The sequence below is a fragment of the Pseudomonas sp. P9_31 genome (assembly GCF_034008235.1).
In the GTDB taxonomy this organism is placed as follows: domain Bacteria; phylum Pseudomonadota; class Gammaproteobacteria; order Pseudomonadales; family Pseudomonadaceae; genus Aquipseudomonas.
Genome location: NZ_CP125375.1, coordinates 6,117,030 through 6,143,668, shown reverse-complemented (window position 1 = coordinate 6,143,668; position 26,639 = coordinate 6,117,030). Strand labels below are relative to the sequence as shown.

Below are 26,639 nucleotides of genomic sequence, written 5' to 3'. Positions count from 1 at the left end.
CTTGGAAGGGACTCAGGCGGCGGTGGGCCGTGCTGAGCTGGTCAAACTTAAAAGAGAACACAACTATGCTTTCCTCCCGTAAATCTTTTGCTTCGCTTTCCAAGCGTCACTTGTTGCTGATGGCCGTCGGCTTCAGCACCGTACTGACCGGTTGCGCCACGTCGCCGACCTCCAAGGTCGCCTCGAGCACCAAGGTCGAGTACTACCCCAACTGCTACGAGCCGGTACAGCACCTGCGTGCCACCGATTCGAACATGACCAAGTCGGTCGTCACCGGCGCGGCCGTCGGCGCTGTCGGCGGTGCACTGCTGGGCGCCCTGACCGATTCCGAGAACCGTGGCCGCAACGCCGCCATCGGTGCAGCGGGCGGTGCCCTGGCAGGCGGCGCGGTCGGTTATTACAACGAGCGTCAGAAGCAGATCGCCGATGACAACCAGCGCATCGCGTCCTACGCCTCCGACGTCAACAAAAGTTCCGCCGACATCGACCGCAGCACCGCGTACGCCAAGGCTTCGCAGCAGTGCTACCAGAACGCGTTTACCAAACTGGTCACCGACCGCAAGGCCAAGACCGTCAACGACACCGAGGGCCGCAAGCGTCTGGCAGAGATCGTCGCGGGCCTCAAAGAGTCCAACGACCTGATCGTCGCGGTTAACGGTAAAGCCAGCGAAGACCTGAACAACTACACCCAGGCCTACGAAAAAGACCTGCAGCAAGTAGGCGTGCAGCGCACCGACGTGGTCACCGTGGCGTCCGCAGAAACCACCCCGGTCGTGACGCCGACCAAGAGCAAAAAAGCGGTGAAACCGGCGAAGAAACCGGTGCTGCCAACCGTGCCGAAAGAAGCGGTCACCACCGAGAAAACCTTGCAGACCGCACAAGCCAAACAGGCGGAAAGCAAGCAAGTCGCCAGCGCAGGCACCACTCAGGTCAACAGCATGTGCAAGAACCCGGACCTGGGCGACTGGGCACCGGTGCCTTGCCCGAATGCTTGATTGAGTTTCTGTAGGTCTTGATCATTCCCACGCTCTGCGTAGTCGGAACGCAGAGCATGGGAACGATCTGTACTGGCTGACTTTGATCGGAGCAAGCGGATGCGCGGAAACTGGATGGCCTGCGTGTTTTTGATTTAATTCGTACTACTTAATCTAGAGCCGGCATTTTGTGACTCAACGGATGGCAGACGATTCTTAATAGCCCTCGGTAATGGGCTGGTCTATGTAACTCCATGTATGTAGAGTTTGCTGAAATATAAAAGTGCCATCATTTTGATGGCACTTTTTATGCTTATTTTCAGTCATCGCCTTGTCCATGGATGACTGTAACTTTTCGGAAAGCTCCTACATTTTTCATGTTTTATTTTTGTCATGCTGGGTTCCGCTTCAGGGCGTGAATGTCCTGTGATGATTGGTGGGGTTGATGAACCGCTCTGGCTCAATGGTTTCGGGGGCGATGCGTCGAAGCTGGGGAGGTCAAAGCCGGCGTCAGGGGATCCCCTGTGGCATATAGGGTGATCTCCTACAGCAATAACGAAGACGTAGTTCTATTGTTTTATTGGTTGCTTGCTAATGGCCATCATTGTGATTAGGATGCGCGCCTTGAAAGAGCATGAACTCAATTGGATGAGATTCATCGCAGCTCTTTGATACTGTCCGGCTCCATTTCAACTCCAATGAGCCGTATGACCGTAATCCTAATTAAAGGCCATGGATGTCCTACTCAAGCAAACTTTCCGCCCATTACCTTGAACTCGCAAAAGCCTCTGTTTCCAAAGAGAATTTCGCGGGCGAGGATGTTCGCTTTTCGAGCGAATACGAGGCGTTGGAAAGCGAGCTGGCCAAAGCTCAATCCATGCACGAAAGCGGTCAGATCGACTGGCTGAAAATCCGCGAAAACAGTGAAAACCTGCTGCGTACCCAGTCCAAGGATTTACGTGTCGGAGCGTGGCTGACCTGGGCGCTGTACCAGCGCGAATCCTTCCAGGGGCTGCTGGCCGGCCTCGGTTTGTTGCACCACCTCTGTGAAAACCACTGGGCCGAGGTTCACCCGAACAAGGCCCGCACTCGCTCCGCTGCCATCAGCTGGTTGGTGCCGCGTCTTGAACAGGTGCTGAACGAAAACGTCGCGATCAAAGAGCAACTGCCGATGTTCCGCCGTCTGGTCGAGCATCTGGAAGGCCTCGACGCCGCGTGCACCGAGCATTTGGGCGACGACGCGCCGTTGCTGCTGCCGATTTCCCGTCGCTTGAAAAACATGGTTCAACGCGCCGCCGACAACCAGCCGGAGCCCGGTGTGGTGGGCGCCGCGGTGGCCCAGGTCAAGCAGGCCGCGACCCAGCTGCTCACCCCCGGCGCGCCGATCGACAACGAGAAAGAAGCCCACAAGGCCCTGCGCGCCCAGCAGGAAAACGCCCGTCCGTTGTGTGCCTGGTGGCTCAAACAGAAAGCCACCGACCTGCGCGCCCTGCGCCTCAATCGCACGTTGCTGTGGTTGCCCATCGACGCGGTGCCCGAGCGCAACGCCGAACAGATCACCGCTCTGCGTGGCGTGCCGGCGGACAAACTCAAGGCCTATCAGGACCGCTACGACCAGGGGAAATACGCTGATCTGCTGGTAGAGCTGGAGGCGAGCCTGGCGAAGGCGCCGTTCTGGTTCGATGGCCAGCGAATGGTCTGGGAATGCCTCCAGGGGCTGAACGCCGAGATGGCAATGCGCGAAGTGGAAATCCACTTCGCGCTTTTGGTTCAGCGCCTGCCCGGCATCATCGAATTGCGTTTCCACGACGGCGCGCCGTTCGCCGATCCGGCCACACGCGCCTGGATCGGCGCCCACGTCATGCCGCACCTGCAAAGCGCCAGTGCGCCGCGCAAGGTCGAAGTCGCCGATACCCAGCCGGCCTGGGAAGTGGCCCTGGAAGAAGTCATGCCGATTCTGCGCAAGGACGGCCTCAAGGCTGCCGTGCAAATCCTCAAGCAGGGCCTGCAAAGCGCCCACGGCGGGCGGGTTCGATTCTTCTGGCAGTTCGCCCTCGCGCGGCTGTGCTTCATGGCCAAGAAATACGAACTGGCCAAGACCCAACTCGAGACCCTCGACCAAACATTACAGGACTCAGGCCTGCACGCCTGGGAGCCCGATCTTGCGCTGGAAGTGCTGCATTTGCTGCATAGCTGCTGCGAGTTGTTACCGCAGAACCATGCAGTGCGTGAACGCAAGGAAGAGATTTATCGCAGGCTGTGCCACCTCGATCTCGAAGTGGTACTCGAATAGGCCCCAGGGCCACAACCGCAAGGAGAAAAGCCATGGCCAAAGAAGGCTCGGTAGCCCCCAAGGAACGCATCAACGTCACCTTCAAACCCGCCACCGGCGGTGCTCAGGAAGAGATTGAACTGCCGCTGAAGCTACTGGCAATCGGTGACTACACCCACCGCAAGGACGAACGCAAAGTCGAAGATCGCAAGCCGATCAGCATTGACAAAATGACCTTCGACGAAGTGCTGGCCAAGCAAGAGCTGAGCCTGACGCTGAGCGTGCCGAACCGTCTTCAGGAAGAAGGCGACACTGAAGAGCTGGCCGTGCAACTGCGCGTCAACTCGATGAAGGACTTCAACCCGGCCTCGCTGGTCGAGCAAGTGCCTGAGCTGAAAAAACTGATGGAACTGCGCGACGCGCTGGTGGCCCTCAAAGGCCCGCTGGGTAACGCGCCTGCGTTCCGCAAAGCCATCGAAGGCGTGCTCGCCGACGACGAATCCCGCGGTCGCGTACTGGGTGAGCTGGGCTTGAACGCCGCAGCCCAGGACGCCTGAGCCCCTATCAGCCAAGGAAGCCACAATGAGCACTAGCGCAGCACAGCAAAAGAGCAACGAGAACGGCGAATACAGCATTCTCGACAGCATCATCGCCGAAACCCGCCTGACCCCGGACGACGAAGCCTACGACATCGCCAAACGCGGTGTGTCGGCGTTCATCGAAGAGCTGCTCAAGCCGCAGAACAACGGCGAGCCGGTCAAAAAGGCCATGGTCGACCGCATGATCGCCGAGATCGATGCCAAGCTCAGCCGTCAGATGGACGAAATCCTGCACCACCCGGACTTCCAGTCCCTGGAATCGTCGTGGCGTGGCCTGCAGTTGCTGGTCGACCGCACCAACTTCCGCGAAAACATCAAGATTGAAATCCTCAACGTCTCCAAGGACGACCTGCTGGACGACTTCGAAGATTCGCCGGAAGTGATGCAGTCGGGCCTGTACAAGCACATCTACACCGCTGAATACGGTCAGTTCGGTGGTCAGCCGGTTGGCGCGATCATCGCCAACTACTACATGTCCCCAAGCTCGCCGGACGTGAAACTGATGCAGTACGTGTCCAGCGTAGCCTGCATGTCTCACGCGCCGTTCATTGCTGCGGCTGGCCCGAAATTCTTCGGCCTGGAAAGCTTCACCGGTCTGCCGGACCTGAAAGATCTGAAAGATCACTTCGAAGGCCCGCAATTCGCCAAATGGCAGAGCTTCCGTCAGTCGGAAGACTCCCGTTACGTTGGCCTGACCGTGCCGCGTTTCCTGCTGCGTAACCCGTACGACCCGGAAGAAAACCCGGTCAAGTCGTTCGTGTACAAAGAAACCGTCGCCAACAGCCACGAACACTACCTGTGGGGCAACACCGCCTACGCGTTCGGCACCAAGCTGACCGACAGCTTCGCCAAATTCCGCTGGTGCCCGAACATCATCGGCCCGCAAAGCGGTGGCGCGGTTGAAGACCTGCCGTTGCACCACTTCGAAAGCATGGGCGAAATCGAAACCAAGATCCCGACCGAAGTACTGGTCAGCGACCGTCGTGAATACGAGCTGGCCGAGGAAGGTTTCATCTCCCTGACCATGCGCAAAGGCTCCGACAACGCGGCGTTCTTCTCCGCAAGCTCGGTGCAGAAGCCGAAGTTCTTCGGCATCAGCGCTGAAGGCAAGGCCGCAGAGCTGAACTACAAGCTCGGCACCCAACTGCCGTACATGATGATCGTCAACCGCCTGGCTCACTACTTGAAAGTGCTGCAGCGCGAGCAACTTGGTTCGTGGAAAGAACGTACCGACCTCGAGCTGGAACTCAACAAGTGGATCCGCCAGTACGTGGCCGACCAGGAAAACCCGAGCGCCGAAGTCCGTGGCCGTCGTCCACTGCGCGCAGCCCAAATCATCGTCAGCGATGTTGAAGGCGAGCCGGGCTGGTACCGCGTCAGCCTGAACGTGCGCCCGCACTTCAAGTACATGGGTGCCGATTTCACCCTGTCGCTGGTTGGCAAGCTGGACAAAGAGTAAGCGGAGCGACTCATGACTGGATACGGCAGCCTTTTCGAACGCCTGGGTGGCGACGCGGACAAACGCGTCGGCTGGAGCCGCGAGGTTTCCGCCATGGCGTCCGTGGCTGCCCATCTGGCCAAGATGCTCAGCACCCGTGCGGGCAGCGTGCAAACGCTGTCCGATTACGGGCTACCCGATCTCAATGACATGCGCCTGAGCCTGCACGACTCCCTGAGTCAGGCCCGCCTGGCCATCGAAAGCTTCATCGAAGCCTACGAACCGCGCCTGAGCAACGTGCGTGTCATCTCCCTGCCGCGTGAGCACGATCAGCTTCGCCTGTCCTTCAGCATTGAAGGCTTGCTGGAAGTTGATGGTTTCAAGCGTCAGGTCAGTTTCGCTGCGCGCCTGGATGGCAGCGGTCAAGTGAAGGTGAACTAGGGATATGCGATTGAGGGTTCCAAGTACGTTGGCAATGATCGTGCGCCGCACTTTGCTGCTGATCGCCCTGACTGCCGCTGCCCTGATGTTGGCTGCCTGCTACATGAAAGTGACGGCTTCAAGGCTCGCTCACGTGTACTCCACAGTCTGGAACGAGCCTGGGACTTGTTACATCAATTCCTACATTCCGCAGTATTCGGATCTGGGCATCCCCGGAAAGATCTTCCGTCTTTTCACCAGTGAAGCCTTTTTCAGGGTGTACGCAAAAGACGGCACGTTGTTGAAGTCGTCTGAATGGTTGATCTGGCAGAACGAATTCACGACGGATGAACGGGCGCAATGGGTAAACGCTCATGCGATCTATCCGACAGCGACGGGTTACGAGGGCTGGAAAATTCCAGTGTGTGGTTGAGCAATGAACAGTCGTCAAGCCAAGGTCGATTAAGGAGAGCCCCATGTCAGGAAAACCCGCAGCACGCGTCACCGACCCCACCGCTTGCCCGCTCCCCGGCCACGGCACCAACCCGATCGTCGCCGGGTCAGGCGACGTGTTCTTCGATGGCCTCGCAGCTGCCAGCCAAGGCGATGCCTCGGCGTGCGGTGGCGCGTTGGTTGGCGACCTTGCGACCACTGTTTTGATCAATGGTAAGTCGGCGGCAACGGTGGGTTCTGTTGGTACTCATGGCAATAAGGTTACGGCTGGGTCTTCGACGGTGATTATCGGGAACTCGCATTCGCCGGTGCCGTTTATTCCGCCGGTTCCGTTGATGCTGTTTTCCCATTGTCAGCATGTTGTGATGGAAGATCAGGATGGAAATCCACTTCAGGATATTCCTTATCAAATCACCACTGCCAAAGGCGAAGTTATCTCTGGGCAAAGTGATGCAATGGGTAGAACCCAGTTGGTAGGAGGAAAAGAAGGTGAAACTTTTGACTTCCACGCCGCAATTGACGGAGCGCCGGTATGAGTGCCGAAATTCTGTCTACCTTGATGGCGCGGTCAGTTGCACTAACTCCAAAGGCAGATCCGGCCGGAAAAAAAGTCACCTATAAAGTGTTCTGGAAAACGACGGCTTTTTGGACTGATGCAGATATTACTGCTTATCACGACGAAGCACCATTGATTGCGGAAAAATTGATCAATGAGCAGTATTGGGATAAAAATGGCGCGGTAAGTAACTATAGATTTACCTGCGAAGATTTTGCAATCATGGTTTTAGTAGAGTTTTCTAGTAAGCGCGGGCTTCCAGTTAAACTGGTGACTGGCGTAAGGGCTTATAGAAACATGGAAAATTATAGTCCGTCCGCTCATGATCGATATGGGTCGAATAAGTACGGTTTCGCTGAAATGGTGATGCTGACTTACGGCGCCCGTGAGATGCAAAAAACGGGGGTCAATACTGTAGCAGTAGCCTCCTTGGAGGATTTGATGCCGGGCGACATCCTTGCGCAGGCACTTGATCGTCCGATAACGAATAATACTGCCCATCACATACAGATGGCTGTGGCTGTGGCTGACTCACGAATTGATATACGCCAGGGAAATACAGACGCAGCAATTATCTGGCCTTTTACATGGTTTGAGAAGCTTAAGGGGAAAGATATGGCTGATCCCCAAAGTGGAGGATATGTAGGGCTTCCGGTGCAAAAAGGATACTTCATTAAGTCAGGGGCGGGCTGGACTTACCGTAATCTGACGAAAGGCTCTGTTAGTGAAGATTATCTTAAGTACTTTGAATTATACCGCTGGAATTTTATGGGGTTTAATAAGGGATGACTATGGAAGGTTACTTTGCCGGTATGGTAGATAATGACTATTTCGGCGTGCTGGCGTTTTTTTGTTTTTTTGTTGGTGTTGCCGGGCTTATACCAAGTGTTAGGGAAAAAAGGCTTCACAAGGTATTGAATTTTATTTGTGTTATGGCTGTTCCAGTCATGTTTGCGATAGGTGTCTATTATTTGACGCATTCCAGTGTCTGATTTTTATATGGTCATACCCTAGCGGGAATGGCAGTGGCTGAATGCATTTATCAGTAATACACCTTACATGCACATGGAAAAATGACAGACATGCTAGTGAGCGGTGAAATAGAAGGCTACCTGGCCGTTGTAGCCGACAGCAATTTGTTTGGCGCTCTGGCATTGCTGTGTCTTGTGCTGATTCTGACCGGGCTTCGTCGTGGATTCCGAGAGTCGCTGCTCCATCGTGCACTGACGTTCGTAGTGTTAATGACCGTCGTCGTGATGGAGCTCACCGGTTCCTACTATGCGAATTTGAGTCCAGCATGAACATCTACGTCCGCTTTGCCATGTGCCTCGCTTTCCACGCTGCTGGATGCGTTGCTTACGCGTTCCTGAACGATGCAGTCGTCGTTGCCTATAAAGCGTTCAACGGCGGGTTCACCACGCGTGGCGTGGGAATCGGCATTGCTCATTACATGTTCATTTATATTTTTTTCGGGGTGAACGCACTGGTCGCAGTTTTCCCGAACCTATGGGCCAAACTCGGTTTGCTCGCGCTGATGGTTGCCTGGATTTTGTTCATGATGGTGCCCGACAACCCGTTGCGTGCGCTTTTCTACACCGTGGCCCAAGGCGGCGTCACGTTGTTGGCGATTCTGGTCACGCAGGTCATTGAGCTGCGTTGGGAAAAACACGTGCTGATGCGGCAGACGTTGCCTGCGAGTCCTTCGCAGGAGGTGGTCGCATGACCAGCTCGGGTCGCCTCGAAATGATTTGGCTACAGCGCTTCCTCATGGCGATGGGTGCGCTCGCCTGCATGTCGCTCGTGGTGATTGTTTGCTACATGGATTTCTCTAAAGCTCAGACTCGCGTGCTGAGTGAGTACCCGAATGCGAAGTGGCGTGGTGGTGCCGATGGTGGCCAGTTCGTAGAAATCAGCAAATCAGAACCACCCTATTATTTCGTTCAGATCCGCAATGATGACGGGTCATTATGGGATCAGGGTTGGCTGAAGTCAGGAGATGAAAACAGCCAGCCGTTGACTGCCGACAGTGTGATGTTCTTCGCCGGCGAGGGCGTTATCTATCTTCAGCAACGCCAGATTTTGAGTGCCGATAAAGCCATGGCCGGGGTTGTGTATGAATAGCCGTCGTGTCATCGGTCTGGCCGTGCACGCGCTGGCTTGCGTGGTTTATATCGTCATGAATGGCTATGCCGTTCCTGCCTATAAACAACTGGTCGGTGGGCTGACCTCGCGCGGTGTCGCCATTGGCATGGCGATGTACCTGATTTTCTACTTTTTCGTGTCCCTCAATTTGATTCTGGTCTTCATCCAGCGCCAGGCGATCCAGTTTGGACTGGTGATTTTCATGATGCTGGCGATCCTGTTTTACATGCTGCCGCAGTATCCCATCCGTGGTTTGGGGTATTGCGCACTTACGGGTGGCTTGACGGTTTGCGCCATCTTGCTGACTAGCGCCATCGACACTGGCTACACCCGCTGGCGCAAGGGCGCGGGATTGGAATCGTTGGTCATTCACAACCGTCGAGCAACACCGTGGTTGTTACTGATCACGGCTCTGACTGGCGTGTCCGTATGCATCGTTTTGCTTGGGTTGAAGATTTTCGGTGGTGTAACGGCGCAGCCCTTGACCCAACAATCGAGTGAGTCGGGCGAGTGCTATGTCGTCCAATACGCGCCCGGCTATCACAAGCTGGGCCTGATCGGGCGAGTGTTCGGGTTTTTCAGTAGCGAGTACTTTTTTCGTGTGTACACCAAAGACGGCGCGCTGCTCGAATCGTCCGAATGGAATTTTCGGGTGACCGAAATTGCTGGTATTGCCCCCAAGTTCCTTGGCCCGACACTGCTGTATCCCGGCACTCAAGGCTACGAAGACTGGTGGGTGCCTGAATGCGCCTGATCGCCAGAAATTTTCGCCTGCGGAGAACCCAGTGAAGTTTCGCTCTTTCCTGACAACGGTGTTACCGGTCGGTCGGGCCAAGTCTTTGACGGTGGAGGCTCGCCAATGAACGATGTAGCGGACGAGATGCGCATGCTTAGCCGCGCGCAACTGAGTTTCTTCATGGTCGCCTTGTGGTGGCCATTGCTTGCTGTACTGACGATCTCTTCCTATCAGCTGTGGATTGGCGAGTACACGACGTTTGATTCATCCCACACCCATTGGGAGTACCTGTTGTGGTGGGGCATTCCTGGGCTTTTGGGGTTTTCGCTGTGGATGTCCCGATCCGCGAAGAGCCGAAACGAGCAACAAGCGCTGCGAATGGTCTGGTGGGCGCCGGTGAAGTTCATCCCTTTTTACATCGTGCCATGGGTGATTTATGGCGTGTGTTGTTTGATCGCCGGGCAGTCTCAGGACGCTTACATGGCGTTCGGCTTGATCATGCTTGTGCCTTATCTCCTGATCGGCGGTTACGTGTGTGCCGGCCTGACGGTCGCGCTCTACAGGACAATTTTTTCATGAGTTCCACTACCAGGCAGGTAACCCGTGTCCTTTAACCACTACTACCAAAGCGAACTCACCGCACTTCGCCAGTTAGGTCGTCGTTTCGCCGAGCGTAGCCCGGCGTTGGCGCCTTTCCTCGGTCAGGCCGGGCGGGATCCGGATGTGGAACGGTTGCTGGAAGGCTTTGCGTTCCTGACCGGTCGCCTGCGCCAGAAGCTCGACGACGAGTTGCCGGAGCTCAGCCATTCGCTGATGCAGCTGCTGTGGCCGAACTACATGCGGCCGCTGCCGGCGTTCAGCATTTTGCAGTTCGACCCGTTGAAGCGTTCCGGACCTGCGTTGAGGGTCGAGCGTGATACGCCGGTGGAGAGTGTGCCGGTCGATGACGTGCGCTGCCGTTTCCGCACGTGCTACCCGACCGAGGTGTTGCCGCTGGATCTGGCCGCGCTGAATTACTCGGTGAAGGGTGACGGTTCGCTGTTGAGCCTGCGTCTGGAGATGAGCGCTGATGGTCACTTGGGCGAGTTGGAGCTGAGTCGCCTGCGTCTGCACTTCGCCGGTGAGCGCTACATCAGCCAGATGCTTTACCTGAGCCTGTTGCGCAACCTTGAAGGCATCGAGTTGATCCCGCTGGACGGCGCCGGCAAGCCCATCAACGGGGTGAGCGGCCAGCCGATGGCGTTCAAGATGCCTGGCGACCGCGTGCAGCCGGTGGGGTTTGCCGAAGAAGAAGCGTTGATTCCGTATCCGCTGAACACCTTCCGCGGCTATCGCTATTTGCAGGAATATTTCGCCTTCCAGGACAAATTCCTCTTCGTCGACATCAACGGTCTCGACCTGCTCAAGGCGCTGCCGGAAGACACGCTCAAGCAGATGCGCGGCCTGGAATTGCGCTTCGACATTCGCAAGAGCGGCATCATGCGCATGCGTCCGACCCTGGACAACGTGAAGCTCTACTGCACGCCGATCGTTAACCTGTTCGAGCACGATGCGCTGCCGATTCGCCTCGACGGCAAACAGGACGAATACCTGCTGCTGCCGGCCGAATACGACCTGGAAAACTGCGGCGTGTTTTCGGTGGAAACCGTGACCGGCTGGAAGCCTGGCGGCCTCGGTTATCAGGAGTACGTGCCGTTCGAATCCTTCGAGCACGACCCGAGTTTCGACGTGCCCACCAGCCGTCCGCATTACAGCATCCGCCAGCGCTCGTCCTTGTTGCACGACGGCCTCGACACCTACCTGAGCTTCGGTATCCGCCACACCGAAGCCCATGAAACCCTGTCGATCGAGCTGATGTGCACCAACCAGAACCTGCCGCGCAAGCTCAAGCTCGGCGACATCTGCGTGGCCTGTGAAGAGACGCCGGAGTTTTTGAGCTTCCGCAACATCACTCCGGCCACGTCGAGTTTCGCGCCGCCGCTGAACCGCGACTTCCTCTGGAAGCTGATCAGCAACATGTCGCTCAACTATCTGTCGCTGGCCGACGTCAACGCGTTGAAGGTGATTCTCGAAACCTACGACCTGCCGCGCTACTACGACCAACACGCAGAAAAAGTCAGCAAGCGCCTGCTGGGCGGGCTCAAGTCGATCAAGCACCAGCATGTCGACAGATTGCACCGAGGGTTGCCGGTGCGCGGGTTGCGCACCGAGTTGACCATCGACCCGGAAGGGTACATCGGCGAGGGCGACTTGTTCGTTTTCGCTTCGGTTCTTAACGAGTTTTTCGCGCTTTACGCCAGTCTCAATTCGTACCACGAGCTGCGGGTAAAAAGCACACAGGGAGAGGTGTACCAATGGACACCACGTATGGGCCTGCAGCCCCTGCTTTAAGCGGGCTGACCCGGGTAATACGCGAGTACTCGCTGTTTCAGGCCGTGCTGCTGGTGATTGACCGGCTGCGCGATGCGCACCCGTACCTGAGCGAAGACGACCTGTACGACCAGCTGGAATTCCAGGCCAACCCGAGCCTGGGTTTCCCTGGCAGCGACGTCGATCGCGTGGAGTTTTTCAAAGAGCACGGGCAGATGCGTGCGCGCCTGCGTTTCAACCTGATCGGCCTGGTCGGTTCCGGTTCGCCGCTGCCGGCGTTCTATGGCGAACAGGCCCTGGGCGACAGCGAGGACGGCAACCCGACCCGCAACTTCCTCGACCTGTTCCACCATCGCCTGCAACGGCTGATGCTGCCGATCTGGCGCAAATACCGCTATCGCGCCAGCTTCCAGAGCGGGGCGCTCGACCCGTTCTCGGCGCAGCTGTTTGCCCTGATCGGCCTCGGTGGCGAAGAGATCCGCAAGGCCCAGGAACTGAACTGGAAACGCCTGCTGCCGTACCTCGGCCTGCTCAGCTTGCGCGCGCACTCGGCGGCGTTGATCGAAGCGGTGCTGCGCTACTACTTCAAGCACGCCGAGCTGACCATCGAGCAATGCATCGAGCGTCGCGTCGAAATCCTCGACGAGCAGCGCAATCGCCTGGGCCGCGACAACAGCCTGCTCGGCGAAGACCTGGTGCTGGGCGAACACGTGCGCGACCGCAGCGGCAAATTCCGCATTCACATCCGCGAGCTCGATTGGCAACGCTTCCACGAATTCCTGCCGATTGGCTTCGGCTACCAGCCGCTGTGCGCGCTGGTGCGGTTCACCCTGCGTGACCCGCTCGATTACGACATTCGCCTGGTGCTGCGCCAGGAAGAAATCCGCGAGCTGCGCATCGGTGAGCAGAACGCCTGTCGTCTGGGGTGGACCAGTTGGCTCGGCCGCGAAAAAGCGGACGGCGTGGTGACCTTGGGCAGCAAAATTCATTAAGGATGGATGACACATGATCAACGTAGACCTGCAACAACTTATCCAGGCGCTGGACGCCGAAACCCGTCGTGATCTGGAAAGTTCTGCCGAACGCTGCGTCGCCCGTGGCGGCAGCAAGATCCTCGTCGAAGACTTGCTGCTGGGCCTGCTGGAGCGCCCGCAAGGCCTGCTCGCCCGCGCGTTGCAAGATGCCGAAGTGGATGCCGGAGAACTGAGCGCCGCGCTGCAATCGCGGGTCGAGCACAGCGCCTCGCGCAACCCGGTGTTCGCCCCGGAACTGGTGCAGTGGCTGCAAGACGCGTTGCTGGTGGCCAACCTCGAACTGGGCCAGAGCCAGGTCGAGCAAGCCGCGTTGATCCTCGCGCTGCTGCGCAACCCGATGCGCTATGCCGGCAGCCGTTATCAGTCGTTGCTGGCCAAGCTGAACATCGAGCGCCTGAAAGAATTCGCCCTGTCGCAGAAAGAACAACCGGCCACCGGCAAACCGGCGGTGCCCGGTGAGTCGCTGCTGGAGCGCTTCACCCACAACCTGACCCAACAGGCCCGCGACGGCAAACTCGACCCGGTGCTGTGCCGCGATGGCGCGATCCGCCAGATGGTCGACATCCTCGCCCGTCGCCGCAAGAACAACCCGATTGTGGTCGGTGAAGCCGGCGTCGGTAAAACCGCGATTGTCGAAGGCCTGGCCTCGCGCATCGCGGCCGGTGAAGTGCCGCAAGTCTTGAAAGGCGTAGAGCTGCTGTCGCTGGACATGGGCCTGTTGCAGGCCGGCGCCAGCGTCAAAGGCGAGTTCGAACGTCGCCTCAAAGGCGTGATCGACGAAGTCAAAGCCTCGCCGAAACCGATCATCCTGTTCATCGACGAAGCCCACACGTTGATCGGCGCGGGTGGCAATGCCGGTGGTTCCGACGCGGCCAACCTGCTCAAGCCAGCCTTGGCCCGTGGCGAGTTGCGCACCATCGCCGCCACCACGTGGGCGGAGTACAAGAAATACTTCGAGAAAGACCCGGCCCTGGCCCGTCGTTTCCAACCCGTGCAATTGCACGAACCGACCGTCAGCGAAGCGGTGACCATCCTGCGTGGCCTGGCCCAGGTCTACGAGAAGAGCCATGGTATCTACCTGCGCGATGACGCGGTGGTTGCCGCAGCCGAGTTGTCCGCCCGTTACCTGGCCGGTCGTCAGCTGCCGGACAAGGCCGTCGACGTGCTCGACACCGCCTGCGCCCGCGTGCGCATCAGCCTCGCCGCCGCCCCGGAAAGCCTGGAGCGCTTGCGTGGCGAACTGGCTGAAGGTGGCCGTCAGCGTCAGGCCCTGCGTCGCGACGCCGAAGCAGGTTTGCTGATCGATCACGAAGCGCTGGACGCTCTGGAAGATCGTCTGGCCGACGCCGAAGACGAAAGGGTCGCCCAGGAAACGCTGTGGGCCGAGCAGAAAGAGCTGGCCGAGCGCCTGCTGGAGCTGCGTCAGCAACTGGCCAAGGCCCGCGAGGCCGCTGCCGTCGAACCGACCGTCACGGTCGAGGAAGACGCCGAAGGCACCGTGATCGAAACCGTTGAAGCAACCGTGGACGAAGGGCAAAGCGTCGAGTCGCTGGAAGCTGCGCTGAACGAAACCCACCGCGCCCTGACCGAGGCCCAGGTCAAAGAACGTCTGGTGAGCTTCGAAGTCTGCCCGCGTCTGGTGGCCGAAGTGATCAGCGCCTGGACCGGTGTGCCATTGGCGCAACTGGCCCGCGAACACAACGCCAAGGTCGCCAGTTTCGCCACCGACCTGCGCACGCGCATTCGTGGTCAGGAGCAAGCCGTTCACGCACTGGATCGCTCGATGCGCGCCACCGCTGCCGGCCTGAACAAGCCTGATGCTCCGGTCGGCGTGTTCCTGCTGGTCGGCCCGAGCGGCGTCGGCAAGACCGAAACCGCCCTGGCCCTCGCTGATTTGCTGTACGGCGGCGACCGTTTCATCACCACCATCAACATGTCCGAGTTCCAGGAGAAGCACACCGTCTCCCGTCTGATCGGTGCGCCGCCGGGCTACGTCGGTTACGGCGAGGGCGGCATGCTCACCGAAGCCGTGCGCCAGAAACCGTACTCGGTGGTGCTGCTCGATGAAGTCGAAAAAGCCGACCCGGACGTGCTCAACCTGTTCTACCAAATCTTCGACAAAGGCGTGGCCAACGACGGGGAAGGGCGCGAGATCGATTTCCGCAACACGCTGATTCTGATGACCTCGAACCTGGGCAGCGACCGCATCAGCGATCTTTGCGAAAACGGCGCGCGGCCGACCGCCGAAGTGCTTGAAGAAACCATTCGCCCGGTGCTCAGCAAACACTTCAAACCGGCGTTGCTGGCGCGTATGCGCGTGGTGCCTTACTACCCGGTGGGTGGCCCGGTGCTGCGCGAGCTGATCGAAATCAAACTGGGTCGCTTGGGCGAGCGCCTGAACCGTCGTCAGCTGGATTTCACTTACTCCCAGGACCTCGTCGATCACCTGGCCGAACGCTGCACCCAAAGCGACAGCGGCGCGCGCCTGATCGACCACTTGCTCGACCTGCACGTGCTGCCACTGGTGGCCGACCGTTTGCTCGATGCGATGGCCACCGGTGAAAGCCTCAAGCGCGTGCATGCGACGCTCGACGGCGACGCCAGCGTGACGTGCGAGTTCGCCTGAGGTGGGTGTGATGTTCACTCAAGTGCCGCAACCGCTGGTCTATGCCGAAGCCTTGCTGGCGCAGTTCGCCAGCCTGTCGCGGGCGGCGGACGGCACTGCGCTGCTGGGTGACTTCGTGCGCGGCTTGGCCGAGCTCAGCGGTTGCGAGCTGACGCAGCTGTACCTGCTGGACGCGACCCACACCTGCCTGGGAATGAACGCCGAGTGCCTGAACGGCATTCTGCAACCCCGGGAAGGGGCGAGCCTGCCGGCGGATTACAACGGTGAACAACTGCTGCAGTTCGCCCTGTGCCAGAACCGCGTGGTGTGCCTCAGCGAGCTGAGCGGCAGCCTGCACGAAACCAGTTTCCTGCCGCCCCAGGCCACGCCCTGGCAGTCGCTGCTGTGCGTGCCGCTGGTCAATCAGCAAAAGGCTGTCGAAGGTTTGCTGCTGTGCGCCAGTCACCGGCAGATCGACCTGCAAGGCTTTGCCGATTCCCTCGGTCAACTGGGTTCGTTCGTGCTCGGCCAACTGCACTTGTTGCAACGTTTGCGTCAGCCGACCGGTGATACACGCCCGGCGCCGCTCAACGTCCCGAGCGCCAGCGGTTATGGCCTGATCGGCAAGAGCGTGGCCATGCGCCAGACCTATTCGCTGATCAGCAAAGTCCTGCACAGCCCTTACACCGTACTGCTGCGTGGCGAGACCGGCACCGGCAAGGAAGTGGTCGCGCGGGCGATTCACGACTGCGGCCCGCGCCGTTCTCAGGCGTTCATCGTGCAAAACTGCGCGGCGTTCCCCGAGAACCTGCTGGAAAGCGAGCTGTTCGGCTACCGCAAAGGCGCCTTCACCGGTGCCGATCGCGACCGTGCCGGGCTGTTCGACGCGGCCAATGGCGGCACCTTGTTGCTCGACGAAATCGGCGACATGCCGTTGTCCCTGCAAGCCAAATTGCTGCGCGTGTTGCAGGAAGGCGAGATCCGTCCGCTGGGTTCCAACGACACCCACAAGATCGACGTGCGCATCATCGCCGCGACGCACCGGGATTTGTCGGTGCTGGTCAACGAAGGCAAATTCCGCGAGGACTTGTACTACCGCCTCGCGCAATTCCCGATCGAGCTGCCGGCGTTGCGTCAGCGCGAAGGCGACATCCTCGACCTGGCGCGGCACTTCGCCGACAAGGCCTGCACGTTTTTGCAACGGGATGCGGTGCGTTGGTCCGACGCGGCGCTGGATCACCTGTCCGGATATACCTTCCCCGGCAACGTTCGCGAACTCAAAGGTTTGGTCGAACGCGCGGTATTGCTGTGCGAGGGCGGCGAGTTGCTGACCGAGCATTTCTCCCTGCGCATGGAAGCCATGCCGGAAGACAGCAGCCTGAACCTGCGCGAACGCCTGGAGCAGGTCGAACGCAGTTTGCTGCTCGACTGCCTGCGCAAGAACGACGGCAACCAGACCCTCGCCGCCCGCGAACTAGGCCTGCCGCGCCGCACACTGCTGTACCGCCTCGGGCGCCTGAACATCAATTTGGGTGACTTCGATGGGTAGGCAAAAGACCTTCGAATTCACCTCATTTGCTTCTAACAGCGCCGCCCGAAAGGGTTGGCGCTTTGTGCTTTGTCTACCTCTGGAGACCCTCTGATGCCTGTTCGTCACTGGCAAGCCGTCCTGCTGACCCTCGTCGTTCTATGCGGCCTCGGCGGCTGTAGCGGCAATTACAAATACAACGACAACACCTATCGCCCATTGGGTGATCCGCAGGCGGTCAATCGCGGCAAGTGACCGCAAGGAGCATCATCATGGAACTGGTTTTCGAAATGCTGAACACCAAGCAGTTCGTGCCCACGGATTTGTGCCAGAAGACCTTTAAACAGGCCGGTGGCGTGATCGGCCGGGGCGAGGATTGCGACTGGATCATTCCCGACCGCAAGCGTCATCTGTCCAACCACCACGCGGTGATCAGCTACCGCGAAGGCACGTTTTTCCTGACCGATACCAGCAGCAACGGTATCCAGGACAGCGAAAGCGGTGCGCGCCTGCGCAAGGGCGAGCCGATGCGCATCGAGCACGGCAGCGTGTATGTGCTGGGCGACTTCGAGATCCGCGCGCGACTGGTACGCGACCCGGCGACCTTCGACGTCGAAGTCGGCCGTCCGCAGGCTGCGGGCAGCATCATTCCGGACGATGCGTTCCTCGACCTCGACCCGCTGAACGCACTCGATCAGCAAGAGCGCGTGTACTCGGAAATCGACGAACTGATCGCCCCGCGCGCGGTGCCTGAGGACACCCGTCAACGCGCCGACTACGCACGCATCGACATGGAAAGCCTGATGGTGCCGGAGCTGATCGACGCCCCGGCAGAACCTGCGCCAGCTCCGCCACCAAAGGCTGTGGAGCGTCAGAGCGAAGGTTTCTGGGAGCACTTCGGTGCGGCGTTGGGCGTGGACGTCAAAGGCCTCGACCACGACGCCCGCGAAGCCCTGGCCCTGAACGCCGCGCGCCTGCTCAAGCAGAGCGTCGGTGGTTTGCAGCAGAGCCTGCGCACCCGCAGCGAGCTGAAAAACGAACTGCGCCTGGCCCAGACCACCGTGCAAGGCACCCACAAGAACCCACTGAAATTCGCCGTCGATGCCGGTGAAGCGCTGGGCATTCTGTTGCAGGGCAACAAGCCGGGCCAATTGCCGGCCGAGCAAGCGATCTCCCGTGCGTTCCGCGATTTGCAGGCGCATCAGGTGGCGTTGCTGACTGCCAGCCGCGCTGCCGTTCGCGGCACCCTGGAGCACTTCTCGCCGCAACAGCTGACCTTGCGTTTCGAGCGCGACAACAAGCCGTTGCTCGCCACCTCCGGCAGTCGCTGGAGAGCTTACGGGCGTTATCACCAGGCGCTGCGTCTGGACGATGACTGGAGCGAACGCCTGTTGGCCCGCGACTTCGCCCAGGCCTACGAAGAACAGATCCGCCTGATTTCCACCCTTCACACCGACCGCCAAGGATGATGCGCATGTTTCGCTGCTCGACCGCTTTTTTCAAGACGCTGACTGCGCTCACCGCCCTGGTGCTGCTGGCCGGTTGCTCGTCGCTGTCACCGTATTCCACCGTGACCAAAGTCAACCTGAAGCTGACCGCCAGCGATCAACTGAACCCGGACCTCAACGGTCGCCCGTCGCCGATCGTCGTGCGCCTGTTTGAGCTCAAGCATCCGGTGGCCTTCGAGAACGCTGATTTCTTCAGCCTCTACGAGCGCGCCAAGGAATCCCTGGCCCCGGACCTGGTAGCCAGCGAAGAGCTGGAACTGCGCCCGGGTGAAACCGTCGAGCTCAAGCTCAGTGTGGAAGAGGGCAGCCGTTACGTCGGCGTACTCGCGGCCTACCGCGACCTGCCGGAAACCAAATGGCGCTACACGGTGCAAATCACTCCGGTGCAAGTCACTGCGGCTGACCTGACCCTCGATCAGGCCGGCATCCGCAACACCCACGAAACGCTCGTCAAGGCGGATGACTGAACATGAATGCCCATAAAGTCATTTGGCAGGAAGGCATGCTGCTGCGACCGCAGCACTTCCAGCACAACGATCGTTACTACGACCACCAGATGAAGACCCGCACCCAGTTGCTGGGCAGTTACACCTGGGGCTTCCTCAACCTGGAAATCGACTTGCAGTTCCTCAACATGGGCAAACTGGTGATCAGCCAGGCCTCGGGGATTCTGCCGGACGGCAGCCTGTTCGAACTGGGCGGCAACACCGAGCCGTTGGCCCTGGACGTGCCGCCGAACACGGGCAACACGCCGATCTATCTGGCGCTGCCACTGGTGACCGGTAACCACATCGAGTCTCGCCGCCCGGAGCAATCCGACGTGTTGGCGCGCTACACCGCGTACGAAGCGGAAGTGGCCGACTCCAACGCCGGCGATGACTCCGCCAGTCAGGTCAGCTGCGGTCGCCCGGACTTCAAATTGTTGCTCGGCGAGCAGCAAAGCGACCAGGCCTACGTGAAGCTGAAGATCTGTGAAGTGCTCGACACCACGCCCGACGGCGTGATCAGCCTCGACCCGGATTTCGTGCCGACCTACATCCAGGCGCATTCGTCCAGCTACCTGCTGTCGTGCCTCAAAGAAGTCATCAGCATGCTCGGCCACCGGGGCGACACCATCGCCGACCGGATCCGCTCCAATGGCAAGGTCGGTGGCGCGGAAGTCGGCGACTTCATGATGCTGCAACTGATCAACCGCACCGAACTGCTGCTGCGCCATTACCTCGGCCTGGAACAGGTTCACCCGGAAGAGTTGTACCGCACGCTGTTGACCATGCTCGGCGATCTGGCGACGTTTTCCAGCGAGAGCAAACGCCCACGTCTGGACAGCCGTTACCAGCACAGTGACCAGGGCGCGAGCTTCCGCAAACTGATGGAAGCGATTCGTCAGGTGCTGTCGATGGTGCTCGAGCAACACGCCATCGAACTGGTGCTGCAAGCGCGCCAGTACGGGATCATCGTGTCGCCGTTGCACGACCACAAACTGCTGGGCTCGGCCTCGTTCGTGCTCGCGGCCAGTGCCAACTGCGACTCCGAAGAACTGCGCCATCGTTTGCCGGCGCACCTCAAGGTCGGCCCGGTGGAGCGTATCCGCCAACTGGTCAACCTGCATCTGCCTGGTATCAAGGTCAAACCGTTGCCGGTGGCCCCACGGCAGATCGCGTTCCACTCCAACAAAACTTATTTCATCCTCGAACTCAGTTCCGAAGACCTGGCGCAACTCGAGCGCTCCGGCGGCTTCGCGTTCCACGTGTCCGGCGAATTCGCCGAGCTTGAACTGAAATTCTGGGCCATCAGGAACTGACCGACATGATCAAGGACATGGAACACCACCAGGACGACAAAACCGTCCTGCTCGACCGCCAGGGCCACGGCCCGGCATCGAGTCCGCTGACTGACTTCGCGGCACCGCCGCGTTTTGAACAGTTGGAAGAACGGATGATCTACGCCGCGCGCCTGCGCCCGGCCGAAGCGTTCAACATCAGCCTCAACTCGCTGGTGGCGGCGGCTTCCGAACTGCTGTCGGAAGTGGTGCGGCTCAAGCACAGCGACACCCGCGAAGACCTGTACGCGCTCAATGAGCGGCTGACCGCCGGGCTGAAGCTGTTTGAAGTACGTGCGCTGCACAACGGCGCCGAAAGCAGCCAGGTGATGGCCGCCCGTTACGTGCTGTGCACCGTGGTTGACGAAGCCGTCGTCACCACGCCGTGGGGCAACGAAAGCGAGTGGTCGCAGATGAGCCTGCTCAGCAGCTTCCACAACGAAACGTTCGGTGGCGAGAAGTTCTTCCAGCTGCTGGATCGCCTGTCGAAAAATCCGGTCAAGCACTTGCCGATGCTGGAGCTGATGTACCTGTGCCTGTCCCTCGGTTTCGAAGGCAAGTACCGGGTGCAAGCGCGCGGCATGCTCGAACTTGAAGGCATCCGCGACGCCTTGTATCGGCAGATTCGTCAACTGCGCGGCGACGTGCCTCGCGAGTTGTCGCCGCATTGGGAAGGCTTGAACGATAAGCGCCGCAGCCTGGTGCGCATCGTGCCGGCGTGGATGGTGGTGCTGTTCACCGTGGTCTGCCTGGTGGTGATGTATTCGGGCTTCGCCTGGGTATTGGGCGAACAACGCGAAACCGTTCTGCAACCTTATCAGCAGCTTGATCCGGCCGCGGTTAAGCCGCAGTCGCAGCCGTAAACAGGGACGTGTGATGAAAAAGTTTTTCAAGAAAGTCGGCGCATTCCTGCGCCAGACCTGGGTCTGGACCCTGCTGCTGGTGCTGTTCGTCGCGCTGCTGGTGTGGTTCGTCGGACCGCTGCTGGCGGTCGATGACTACAAGTTCTGGGAAGGTTCGACCTCCCGCCTGCTGACCATCAGTGTGCTGTTCCTGATCTGGGGCCTGACCATGGTCTTCGTCAGCTGGCGCGCCGGTGTGCGCAAAAAAGCGGTGGAAGCCACCGAAGACGGCCAGGACCGTATCCGCCGTGAAGAACTGATCGACGAAGAAGAGAAAGAGTTGAAGGTGCGTTTCAAGGATGCCCTGAAAACCCTGAAGACCTCGAGCCTGTATCGCGGTCGCAGCGAGCGCTGGCGCAGTGATTTGCCGTGGTACTTGCTGATCGGCCCGCAGGGCAGCGGCAAGACCAGCCTGCTGGACTTCTCGGGCCTTGAGTTTCCGATCAACAAGATCGACCGCAAACTCACCCGCGACACCCTCGGCACGCGGCATTGCGACTGGTACTTCGCCGACCACGGCGTGCTGATCGACACCGCCGGGCGTTACCTGACCCAGCCTGATGCCGAAGTCGATGGCAGCGCCTGGAGCACCTTGCTCGAGCTGCTGCGCAAGCGTCGCCGCAATCGTCCATTGAACGGCGTGCTGGTGACCATCCCGGTGGAAACCCTGCTGGGCGGTAGCGAGCAAGACCTCGAAACCCTGGCCCGCCAGGTACGTGCGCGTCTGCAAGACGTGCATCAAAAACTGCACGTCGATGTGCCGATTTATCTGGTGCTGAGCAAGGCCGATCGCCTGCTCGGGTTCGACGAATTCTTCGACCAACTGACCCGCGAAGAAAGCGATCAGGTCCTCGGCACCAGCTTCCGCAAAGAGCAGAGCGGCACTGATGTGACCGTGCTGCGCGCCGAGTTCGAAGAGCTGCTGCGTCGCCTCAACAGCCAGGTGATCATGCGCATGCACCAGGAGCGCGATACCCAGCGCCGTGGCCGCATCCTCGATTTCCCGCATCAACTGGGGCAGATCGGCGAGCGCCTGTGCCTGTTCGTCGACCTGGCGTTTACCGGCAACCGTTACCAGCGCGTCAGCCAGTTGCGCGGTTTCTACCTGACCAGCGCACCGCACCTGACTCAAGAGATGGACCAGACCACCGCCGGCATCGGCGCCAGTCTGGGTATGAGCGCCGGCGTGCTACCGACCCTGCGCAGCGGCCGTTCGCGGTTCATTCACCATTTGCTCAGCCGGGTGATTTTCCCCGAGGCCGATCTGGCCGGTCTGGACAAGCGCGAGCGCAGCCGCATCCACTGGGGCCAACGTGCCCTGTACGTGGGCGCACTGGCGGCACTGGCGCTGTTCGGCATGCTCTGGGCCGGCGGTTTCTCGGCCAACTATGAGCGTCTGGAAAACCTGCGCTCGCTGGCCCAAACCTGGAAGCAACAACGCTCGGCCCTGACGGCGCGCGATGATTCCATGGCGGTGCTCAAGACCCTCGACACCAGCTACGCGGCGACTCAAGTGTTCCCGAACAGAGGTGACGTGTCGTACCACGAACGTGGTGGCCTGTACCAGGGTGAAGACGCCAATCCAGTGGTCAAGAGCGCTTACGAGCGTGAGCTTGAAGCGCAACTGCTGCCACGGGTGGCAACCCTGCTGGAAGGGCAGATCCGCGCCAACATGAAGGACCGCGAACGCCTGCTCAACAGCCTGCGCGCGTACCTGATGCTGAATATGAAAGATCGCCGCGATGCGGCGTGGCTCAAGGATTGGGTCGCCACTGACTGGTCCCTGCGCTACGCCGGCAACACCGCAGTGCAGAACGGCTTGAACACGCACTTCGAGCGCTTGCTCAAGCAGCCATTTATCTACCCGCTCAACGATCAACTGGTGGCGCAGGCGCGTCAGGTGCTACGCAGCGAGTCGCTGGCCAACGTGGTTTACCGGATGCTGCGCGAGCAGGCCCGTAACCTGCCGGAGTACCGCCTGAGCCAACACATCGGCCCGCAGGGTTCGTTGTTTGTCGGCACCGATTACGTGATTCCGGGGTTCTACACCCAGCAAGGCTATCAGCAGTACTTCTCGGTCCAGGGCGCTGCGCTGGTCACCGATATCCTGCGTGACAACTGGGTACTGGGGGAAGGCTCGGGCATCAGCGGCATGGACTTGCGTCGCCTGATGGTCGAACTGGAGCAACTGTACTTCCGCGACTACGCCAACTTCTGGAGCGAAGCCGTGGGCCAGGTGGCACTGCCCGCGATCAGCGATTTCAGTGAGGGCGCCGAGCAACTGGCGGGCCTGACGTCGGCCAACTCCCCGGTGCTGCAACTGCTGGTGGAAGTGCGTGAGAACACCCGGTTCCCGGCGGAAGCCGAGCCGGTTGATGAGGCTGCCGATGCCGCTGAAAAACTGGGCGAGCAGAAGGGCAAGCTCGGCAAGTTGGGCAAACTGGCGTCGGCCGCAGCGGATGCGGCGTCTGACATGGCCGCGACCAAAAACCTGCCCGACACCGCGAAAAAATCCCTGCAACGTCGCTTCGAACCGCTGCACCGTTTGCTGGATGACAACAACGGCCCGGCCGCTGATTTGACTCCGGCCCTGCAAGCACTCAACGACCTGCAAATGCAACTGTCGAGCCTGGCCCGTGCCAGCGCGCCGGAGCAGGCTGCGTTCGAAATGGCCAAGACCCGCATGAGCGGCCAGCGTGATGCGTTGAGCAGCCTGCGCAATGCGTCGAACCGTCTGCCGCGCCCGGTGAGCGTGTGGTTCAACGTGCTGGCCGAAGACACCTGGCGTCTGGTGCTCAACGATTCCTACCAGTACCTTAACCAGCGTTATCAGAGCGAGCTGTACAGCTTCTACGGCAAGGCGATCAACAAGCGTTACCCGTTCAGCGCCCACAGCACCAGCGACGTCGCGATCAGCGACTTCCGCGAGTTCTTCAAGGCCCAGGGCATCGCCGATCGATTCTTTGATACCTACATGCGTCCATTCGTGAGTGGCGACCCAGGCAACTATCGCCTGCGCAGCATCGACGGTCACAGCATGCCGATCTCCAAGGTCTACCTCGACCAGATGGCGGCGGCACAAGTGATTCGCCAGAGCTTCTTCGCCATCAACCCGGCCGAGCCGCAAGTGCAGTTCAAACTGGAACCGTACACCCTCGACCCGGCCGTCAGCCGTTCCGAGTTCAAGTTTGGCGACAAGACCATTGAATACCGCCACGGCCCGATCGTGCCGGTGTCGTTCAAATGGCCGACCGACGCTGAAGACGGTCGCACCAGCCTGGTCCTCGACAAAATGGCTGGCCGCCCGATCGGCATCGAGAAAAACACCGGCCCATGGTCGCTGTTCCGTCTGTTCGACCTGATGCAGACCGAGTACCTGACCGGTCGCGACGTGCTGGTGCTGAAAGCTGACGTGGGTGGCCTGCGCGCCAACTACTTGCTGTCGAGCCAGCGCACGCCGAACCCGTTCGACATGGGCGTGCTGCGCACCTTCCGTATGCCGGTGCAGCTCTGATGCCGGTTGCCAGTCCCTGGCGCAGCGCTGCGCGTACCGATCCGGGCAAGGTTCGGGCGCGCAACGAAGATGCTTTCCTCGACTGTCCACAGCAGGGGCTGTGGGTGGTCGCGGACGGCATGGGCGGTCATCAGGGTGGCGACATCGCCAGCCAGTTGATCGTCGCCAGCCTGGCGGAACTGCCGGTGCAGGACGACTTCGACGAACGACTCAAAGGTATTCGCCAGTGCCTGCACTGGCTCAACCGCCGCTTGGGTCAGGAGTTGACCGTCACCGCCGGGCGCCACGACAGCATCATGGGCAGCACCGTGGTGGCGCTGCTGGTGGAAGGCAATCGCGCGGCCTGCATCTGGGCCGGCGACAGCCGCTGCTACCTGTGGCGCGGCCAGCGTTTGTATCAGCTGTCCAAGGACCATTCGCTGCAACAGCAACTGATCGACGAGCAGAACATGAGCGTCGAGCAAGCCAAGGCTCATCCTGCCGCCCACGCCCTGACCCGTGCGGTCGGCGCTGCCGAGCAACTGACCCTGGACGTGCTCGAACTCGAAGTCTATCCCGGCGATGCGTTTTTGCTGTGCAGCGACGGTTTGTATCAAGGGCTGACTAGCGATGCCCTGGGCAACGCCCTGAGCCTGACCGCGCCGCACGTTGCACTGGAGCGCCTGTTCGACGGCGCTCTGCGTGGCTCGGCCCGGGACAACCTGACTGCCGTGGTGATCCGCCAATGACTGAACTCATGCCACCGATCGACGACCTGCTGGTGACCGAGGAAGAAGCCAATAACCTGACTTACTTCGCCTTTGCCAAGCCTCTAAACGGAAAGCCGCATCAGGCCGAGCCTGCGCTGGCGCCGACCCGGGCCAGCGTCGCTGAACTGCCTGACGTGCTGGCGGGGCGTTACCGCATCGAACGCCTGTTGGGTGCCGGTGGCATGGGCGCGGTTTACCGTGCACGGGACTTGCTGAGCGAACAGTTCGGCGATCCTGACCCTTACATCGCGCTGAAAATCCTCAGCGAAGAATTTGCCGAATCGCCGGACGCCAGTGCCTTGCTCTACAGCGAGTTCGCCCTGACCCGACGACTGCGCCACGACAACGTGCTGCGTTTTCACACCTTCGAAGTGGACACCCACTGCCAGCGGGCCTTCATCACCATGGAACTGATGCGTGGGCTGACCCTGGACAAACTACTCTGCGAGCGGCCCCTGGGCCTGCCGTGGAAGGAGCTGCGCGACATCGCGCTGCCGCTGCTCGACGCACTGGCCTACGCCCACGCGCGCGGCGTACTGCACGGCGACCTGAAACCGAGCAACGTGATGCTCAGCGAAGAAGGCGTGCGCCTGTTCGACTTCGGCCTCGGCCAGGCGGAAGAGGGCATCCTGCCCGGCCTGCCGCACCTGAGTCGCAACCGCTTCAACGCCTGGACCCCCGGCTACGCCGCCCCCGAACTGCTTGAAGGCCAGCCACTCTCGGCCAGCGCGGACGTGTACGGCGTGGCCTGCGTGCTCTACGAACTGGCGGGCGGCAAACACCCGTTCCGCCGCTTGTCCTCGACCGAGGCCCGCGACGGCCACCTCGACCGCGAGCTGCATGCACCTCGAAACCTACCCAAACACTGCTGGCCAGCCCTGCGAACAGCGCTGGCTTTCGATGCGGCCAAGCGCACCATCACCGCCGCCCAATTGCGTGACGCCATCGGTGCCACTTCGTCTTTGCTGCAACGCCTTCGACTGCGGGCGTAACGGATGACTACCGAACAGGGAGCAAGCA

Annotated in this window: 25 protein-coding genes; all 25 read left to right on the top strand. The window is 60.1% G+C overall.

Annotated features, from left to right (window positions below):
- Positions 1-65 precede the first annotated feature (65 nt).
- The 25 genes from tagQ (at position 66) to QMK51_RS27640 (ending at position 26,611) form a co-directional block, all read left to right on the top strand.
- Positions 66-995 (top strand): type VI secretion system-associated lipoprotein TagQ, encoded by a 930-nt coding sequence (gene tagQ / locus QMK51_RS27760; RefSeq protein WP_320392673.1) that lies wholly within the window; start codon positions 66-68, stop codon positions 993-995.
- Positions 996-1,710: 715 nt separating this feature from the next.
- Positions 1,711-3,267 (top strand): type VI secretion system protein TssA, encoded by a 1,557-nt coding sequence (gene tssA / locus QMK51_RS27755; RefSeq protein WP_320392672.1) that lies wholly within the window; start codon positions 1,711-1,713, stop codon positions 3,265-3,267.
- A gap of 32 nt (positions 3,268-3,299) precedes the next feature.
- Positions 3,300-3,803, top strand: coding sequence for a type VI secretion system contractile sheath small subunit (tssB, locus tag QMK51_RS27750; protein ID WP_253546010.1), 504 nt, complete (start codon positions 3,300-3,302; stop codon positions 3,801-3,803).
- A gap of 25 nt (positions 3,804-3,828) precedes the next feature.
- Entirely contained in the window at positions 3,829-5,304 is a 1,476-nt protein-coding gene (tssC, locus tag QMK51_RS27745; protein ID WP_019580436.1) for a type VI secretion system contractile sheath large subunit, read from the top strand.
- A 12-nt stretch (positions 5,305-5,316) separates the two neighbouring features.
- Positions 5,317-5,724, top strand: coding sequence for a type VI secretion system baseplate subunit TssE (tssE, locus tag QMK51_RS27740; protein ID WP_320392671.1), 408 nt, complete (start codon positions 5,317-5,319; stop codon positions 5,722-5,724).
- 34 nt (positions 5,725-5,758) lie between these two features.
- Positions 5,759-6,136 (top strand): hypothetical protein, encoded by a 378-nt coding sequence (locus QMK51_RS27735; protein WP_320392670.1) that lies wholly within the window; start codon positions 5,759-5,761, stop codon positions 6,134-6,136.
- Between the two features lie 43 nt (positions 6,137-6,179).
- A complete protein-coding gene (locus tag QMK51_RS27730; protein ID WP_320392669.1) occupies positions 6,180-6,692 on the top strand; it encodes a PAAR domain-containing protein in 513 nt (170 codons plus the stop codon).
- The gene (locus QMK51_RS27725; RefSeq protein WP_320392668.1) at positions 6,689-7,501 is read left to right on the top strand and encodes a hypothetical protein; all 813 of its coding nucleotides are present in this window, start codon (positions 6,689-6,691) and stop codon (positions 7,499-7,501) included. The genes QMK51_RS27730 and QMK51_RS27725 overlap by 4 nt, the downstream gene beginning before the upstream one ends.
- Positions 7,502-7,503: 2 nt before the next feature.
- Complete coding sequence (locus QMK51_RS27720) at positions 7,504-7,704, top strand: hypothetical protein (RefSeq protein ID WP_320392667.1); 201 nt, start codon at positions 7,504-7,506, stop codon at positions 7,702-7,704.
- Positions 7,705-8,009: 305 nt separating this feature from the next.
- On the top strand, positions 8,010-8,435 hold the full coding sequence (locus QMK51_RS27715) for a hypothetical protein (protein ID WP_320392666.1): 426 nt from the start codon (positions 8,010-8,012) through the stop codon (positions 8,433-8,435).
- Positions 8,432-8,833 carry a hypothetical protein gene (locus QMK51_RS27710; RefSeq protein WP_320392665.1) on the top strand — a complete coding sequence of 134 codons (402 nt, stop codon included), beginning with the start codon at positions 8,432-8,434 and terminating at the stop codon, positions 8,831-8,833. Before QMK51_RS27715 ends, QMK51_RS27710 begins: the two co-directional genes overlap by 4 nt.
- The gene (locus QMK51_RS27705) at positions 8,826-9,608 is read left to right on the top strand and encodes a hypothetical protein (RefSeq protein WP_320392664.1); all 783 of its coding nucleotides are present in this window, start codon (positions 8,826-8,828) and stop codon (positions 9,606-9,608) included. Before QMK51_RS27710 ends, QMK51_RS27705 begins: the two co-directional genes overlap by 8 nt.
- Positions 9,609-9,713: 105 nt before the next feature.
- The gene (locus QMK51_RS27700) at positions 9,714-10,169 is read left to right on the top strand and encodes a hypothetical protein (RefSeq protein ID WP_320392663.1); all 456 of its coding nucleotides are present in this window, start codon (positions 9,714-9,716) and stop codon (positions 10,167-10,169) included.
- Positions 10,170-10,193: 24 nt separating this feature from the next.
- Positions 10,194-11,981, top strand: coding sequence for a type VI secretion system baseplate subunit TssF (gene tssF / locus QMK51_RS27695; protein ID WP_320392662.1), 1,788 nt, complete (start codon positions 10,194-10,196; stop codon positions 11,979-11,981).
- Positions 11,945-12,952 carry a type VI secretion system baseplate subunit TssG gene (gene tssG, locus QMK51_RS27690; protein ID WP_320392661.1) on the top strand — a complete coding sequence of 336 codons (1,008 nt, stop codon included), beginning with the start codon at positions 11,945-11,947 and terminating at the stop codon, positions 12,950-12,952. The genes tssF and tssG overlap by 37 nt, the downstream gene beginning before the upstream one ends.
- Positions 12,953-12,965: 13 nt before the next feature.
- Positions 12,966-15,620 (top strand): type VI secretion system ATPase TssH, encoded by a 2,655-nt coding sequence (gene tssH / locus QMK51_RS27685; protein ID WP_320392660.1) that lies wholly within the window; start codon positions 12,966-12,968, stop codon positions 15,618-15,620.
- Positions 15,621-15,630: 10 nt separating this feature from the next.
- Entirely contained in the window at positions 15,631-17,148 is a 1,518-nt protein-coding gene (locus QMK51_RS27680) for a sigma-54 interaction domain-containing protein (RefSeq protein ID WP_320392659.1), read from the top strand.
- 93 nt (positions 17,149-17,241) lie between these two features.
- Positions 17,242-17,382 (top strand): hypothetical protein, encoded by a 141-nt coding sequence (locus tag QMK51_RS27675; RefSeq protein ID WP_007894589.1) that lies wholly within the window; start codon positions 17,242-17,244, stop codon positions 17,380-17,382.
- Between the two features lie 17 nt (positions 17,383-17,399).
- A complete protein-coding gene (gene tagH / locus QMK51_RS27670; protein WP_258698144.1) occupies positions 17,400-18,596 on the top strand; it encodes a type VI secretion system-associated FHA domain protein TagH in 1,197 nt (398 codons plus the stop codon).
- Positions 18,597-18,601: 5 nt separating this feature from the next.
- The gene (tssJ, locus tag QMK51_RS27665; protein ID WP_320392658.1) at positions 18,602-19,102 is read left to right on the top strand and encodes a type VI secretion system lipoprotein TssJ; all 501 of its coding nucleotides are present in this window, start codon (positions 18,602-18,604) and stop codon (positions 19,100-19,102) included.
- Positions 19,103-19,104: 2 nt separating this feature from the next.
- Positions 19,105-20,436: a type VI secretion system baseplate subunit TssK gene (gene tssK, locus QMK51_RS27660; RefSeq protein ID WP_320392657.1), complete on the top strand. Its 1,332-nt coding sequence runs from the start codon at positions 19,105-19,107 to the stop codon at positions 20,434-20,436.
- A gap of 5 nt (positions 20,437-20,441) precedes the next feature.
- Positions 20,442-21,317 carry a type IVB secretion system protein IcmH/DotU gene (gene icmH / locus QMK51_RS27655; protein WP_320392656.1) on the top strand — a complete coding sequence of 292 codons (876 nt, stop codon included), beginning with the start codon at positions 20,442-20,444 and terminating at the stop codon, positions 21,315-21,317.
- 13 nt (positions 21,318-21,330) lie between these two features.
- A complete protein-coding gene (gene tssM / locus QMK51_RS27650) occupies positions 21,331-24,870 on the top strand; it encodes a type VI secretion system membrane subunit TssM (protein WP_320392655.1) in 3,540 nt (1,179 codons plus the stop codon).
- Positions 24,870-25,598, top strand: a complete 729-nt coding sequence (locus tag QMK51_RS27645; RefSeq protein WP_258698139.1) for a PP2C family protein-serine/threonine phosphatase — start codon at positions 24,870-24,872, stop codon at positions 25,596-25,598. The genes tssM and QMK51_RS27645 overlap by 1 nt, the downstream gene beginning before the upstream one ends.
- On the top strand, positions 25,595-26,611 hold the full coding sequence (locus QMK51_RS27640; protein WP_320392654.1) for a serine/threonine-protein kinase: 1,017 nt from the start codon (positions 25,595-25,597) through the stop codon (positions 26,609-26,611). Before QMK51_RS27645 ends, QMK51_RS27640 begins: the two co-directional genes overlap by 4 nt.
- Positions 26,612-26,639 lie beyond the last annotated feature (28 nt).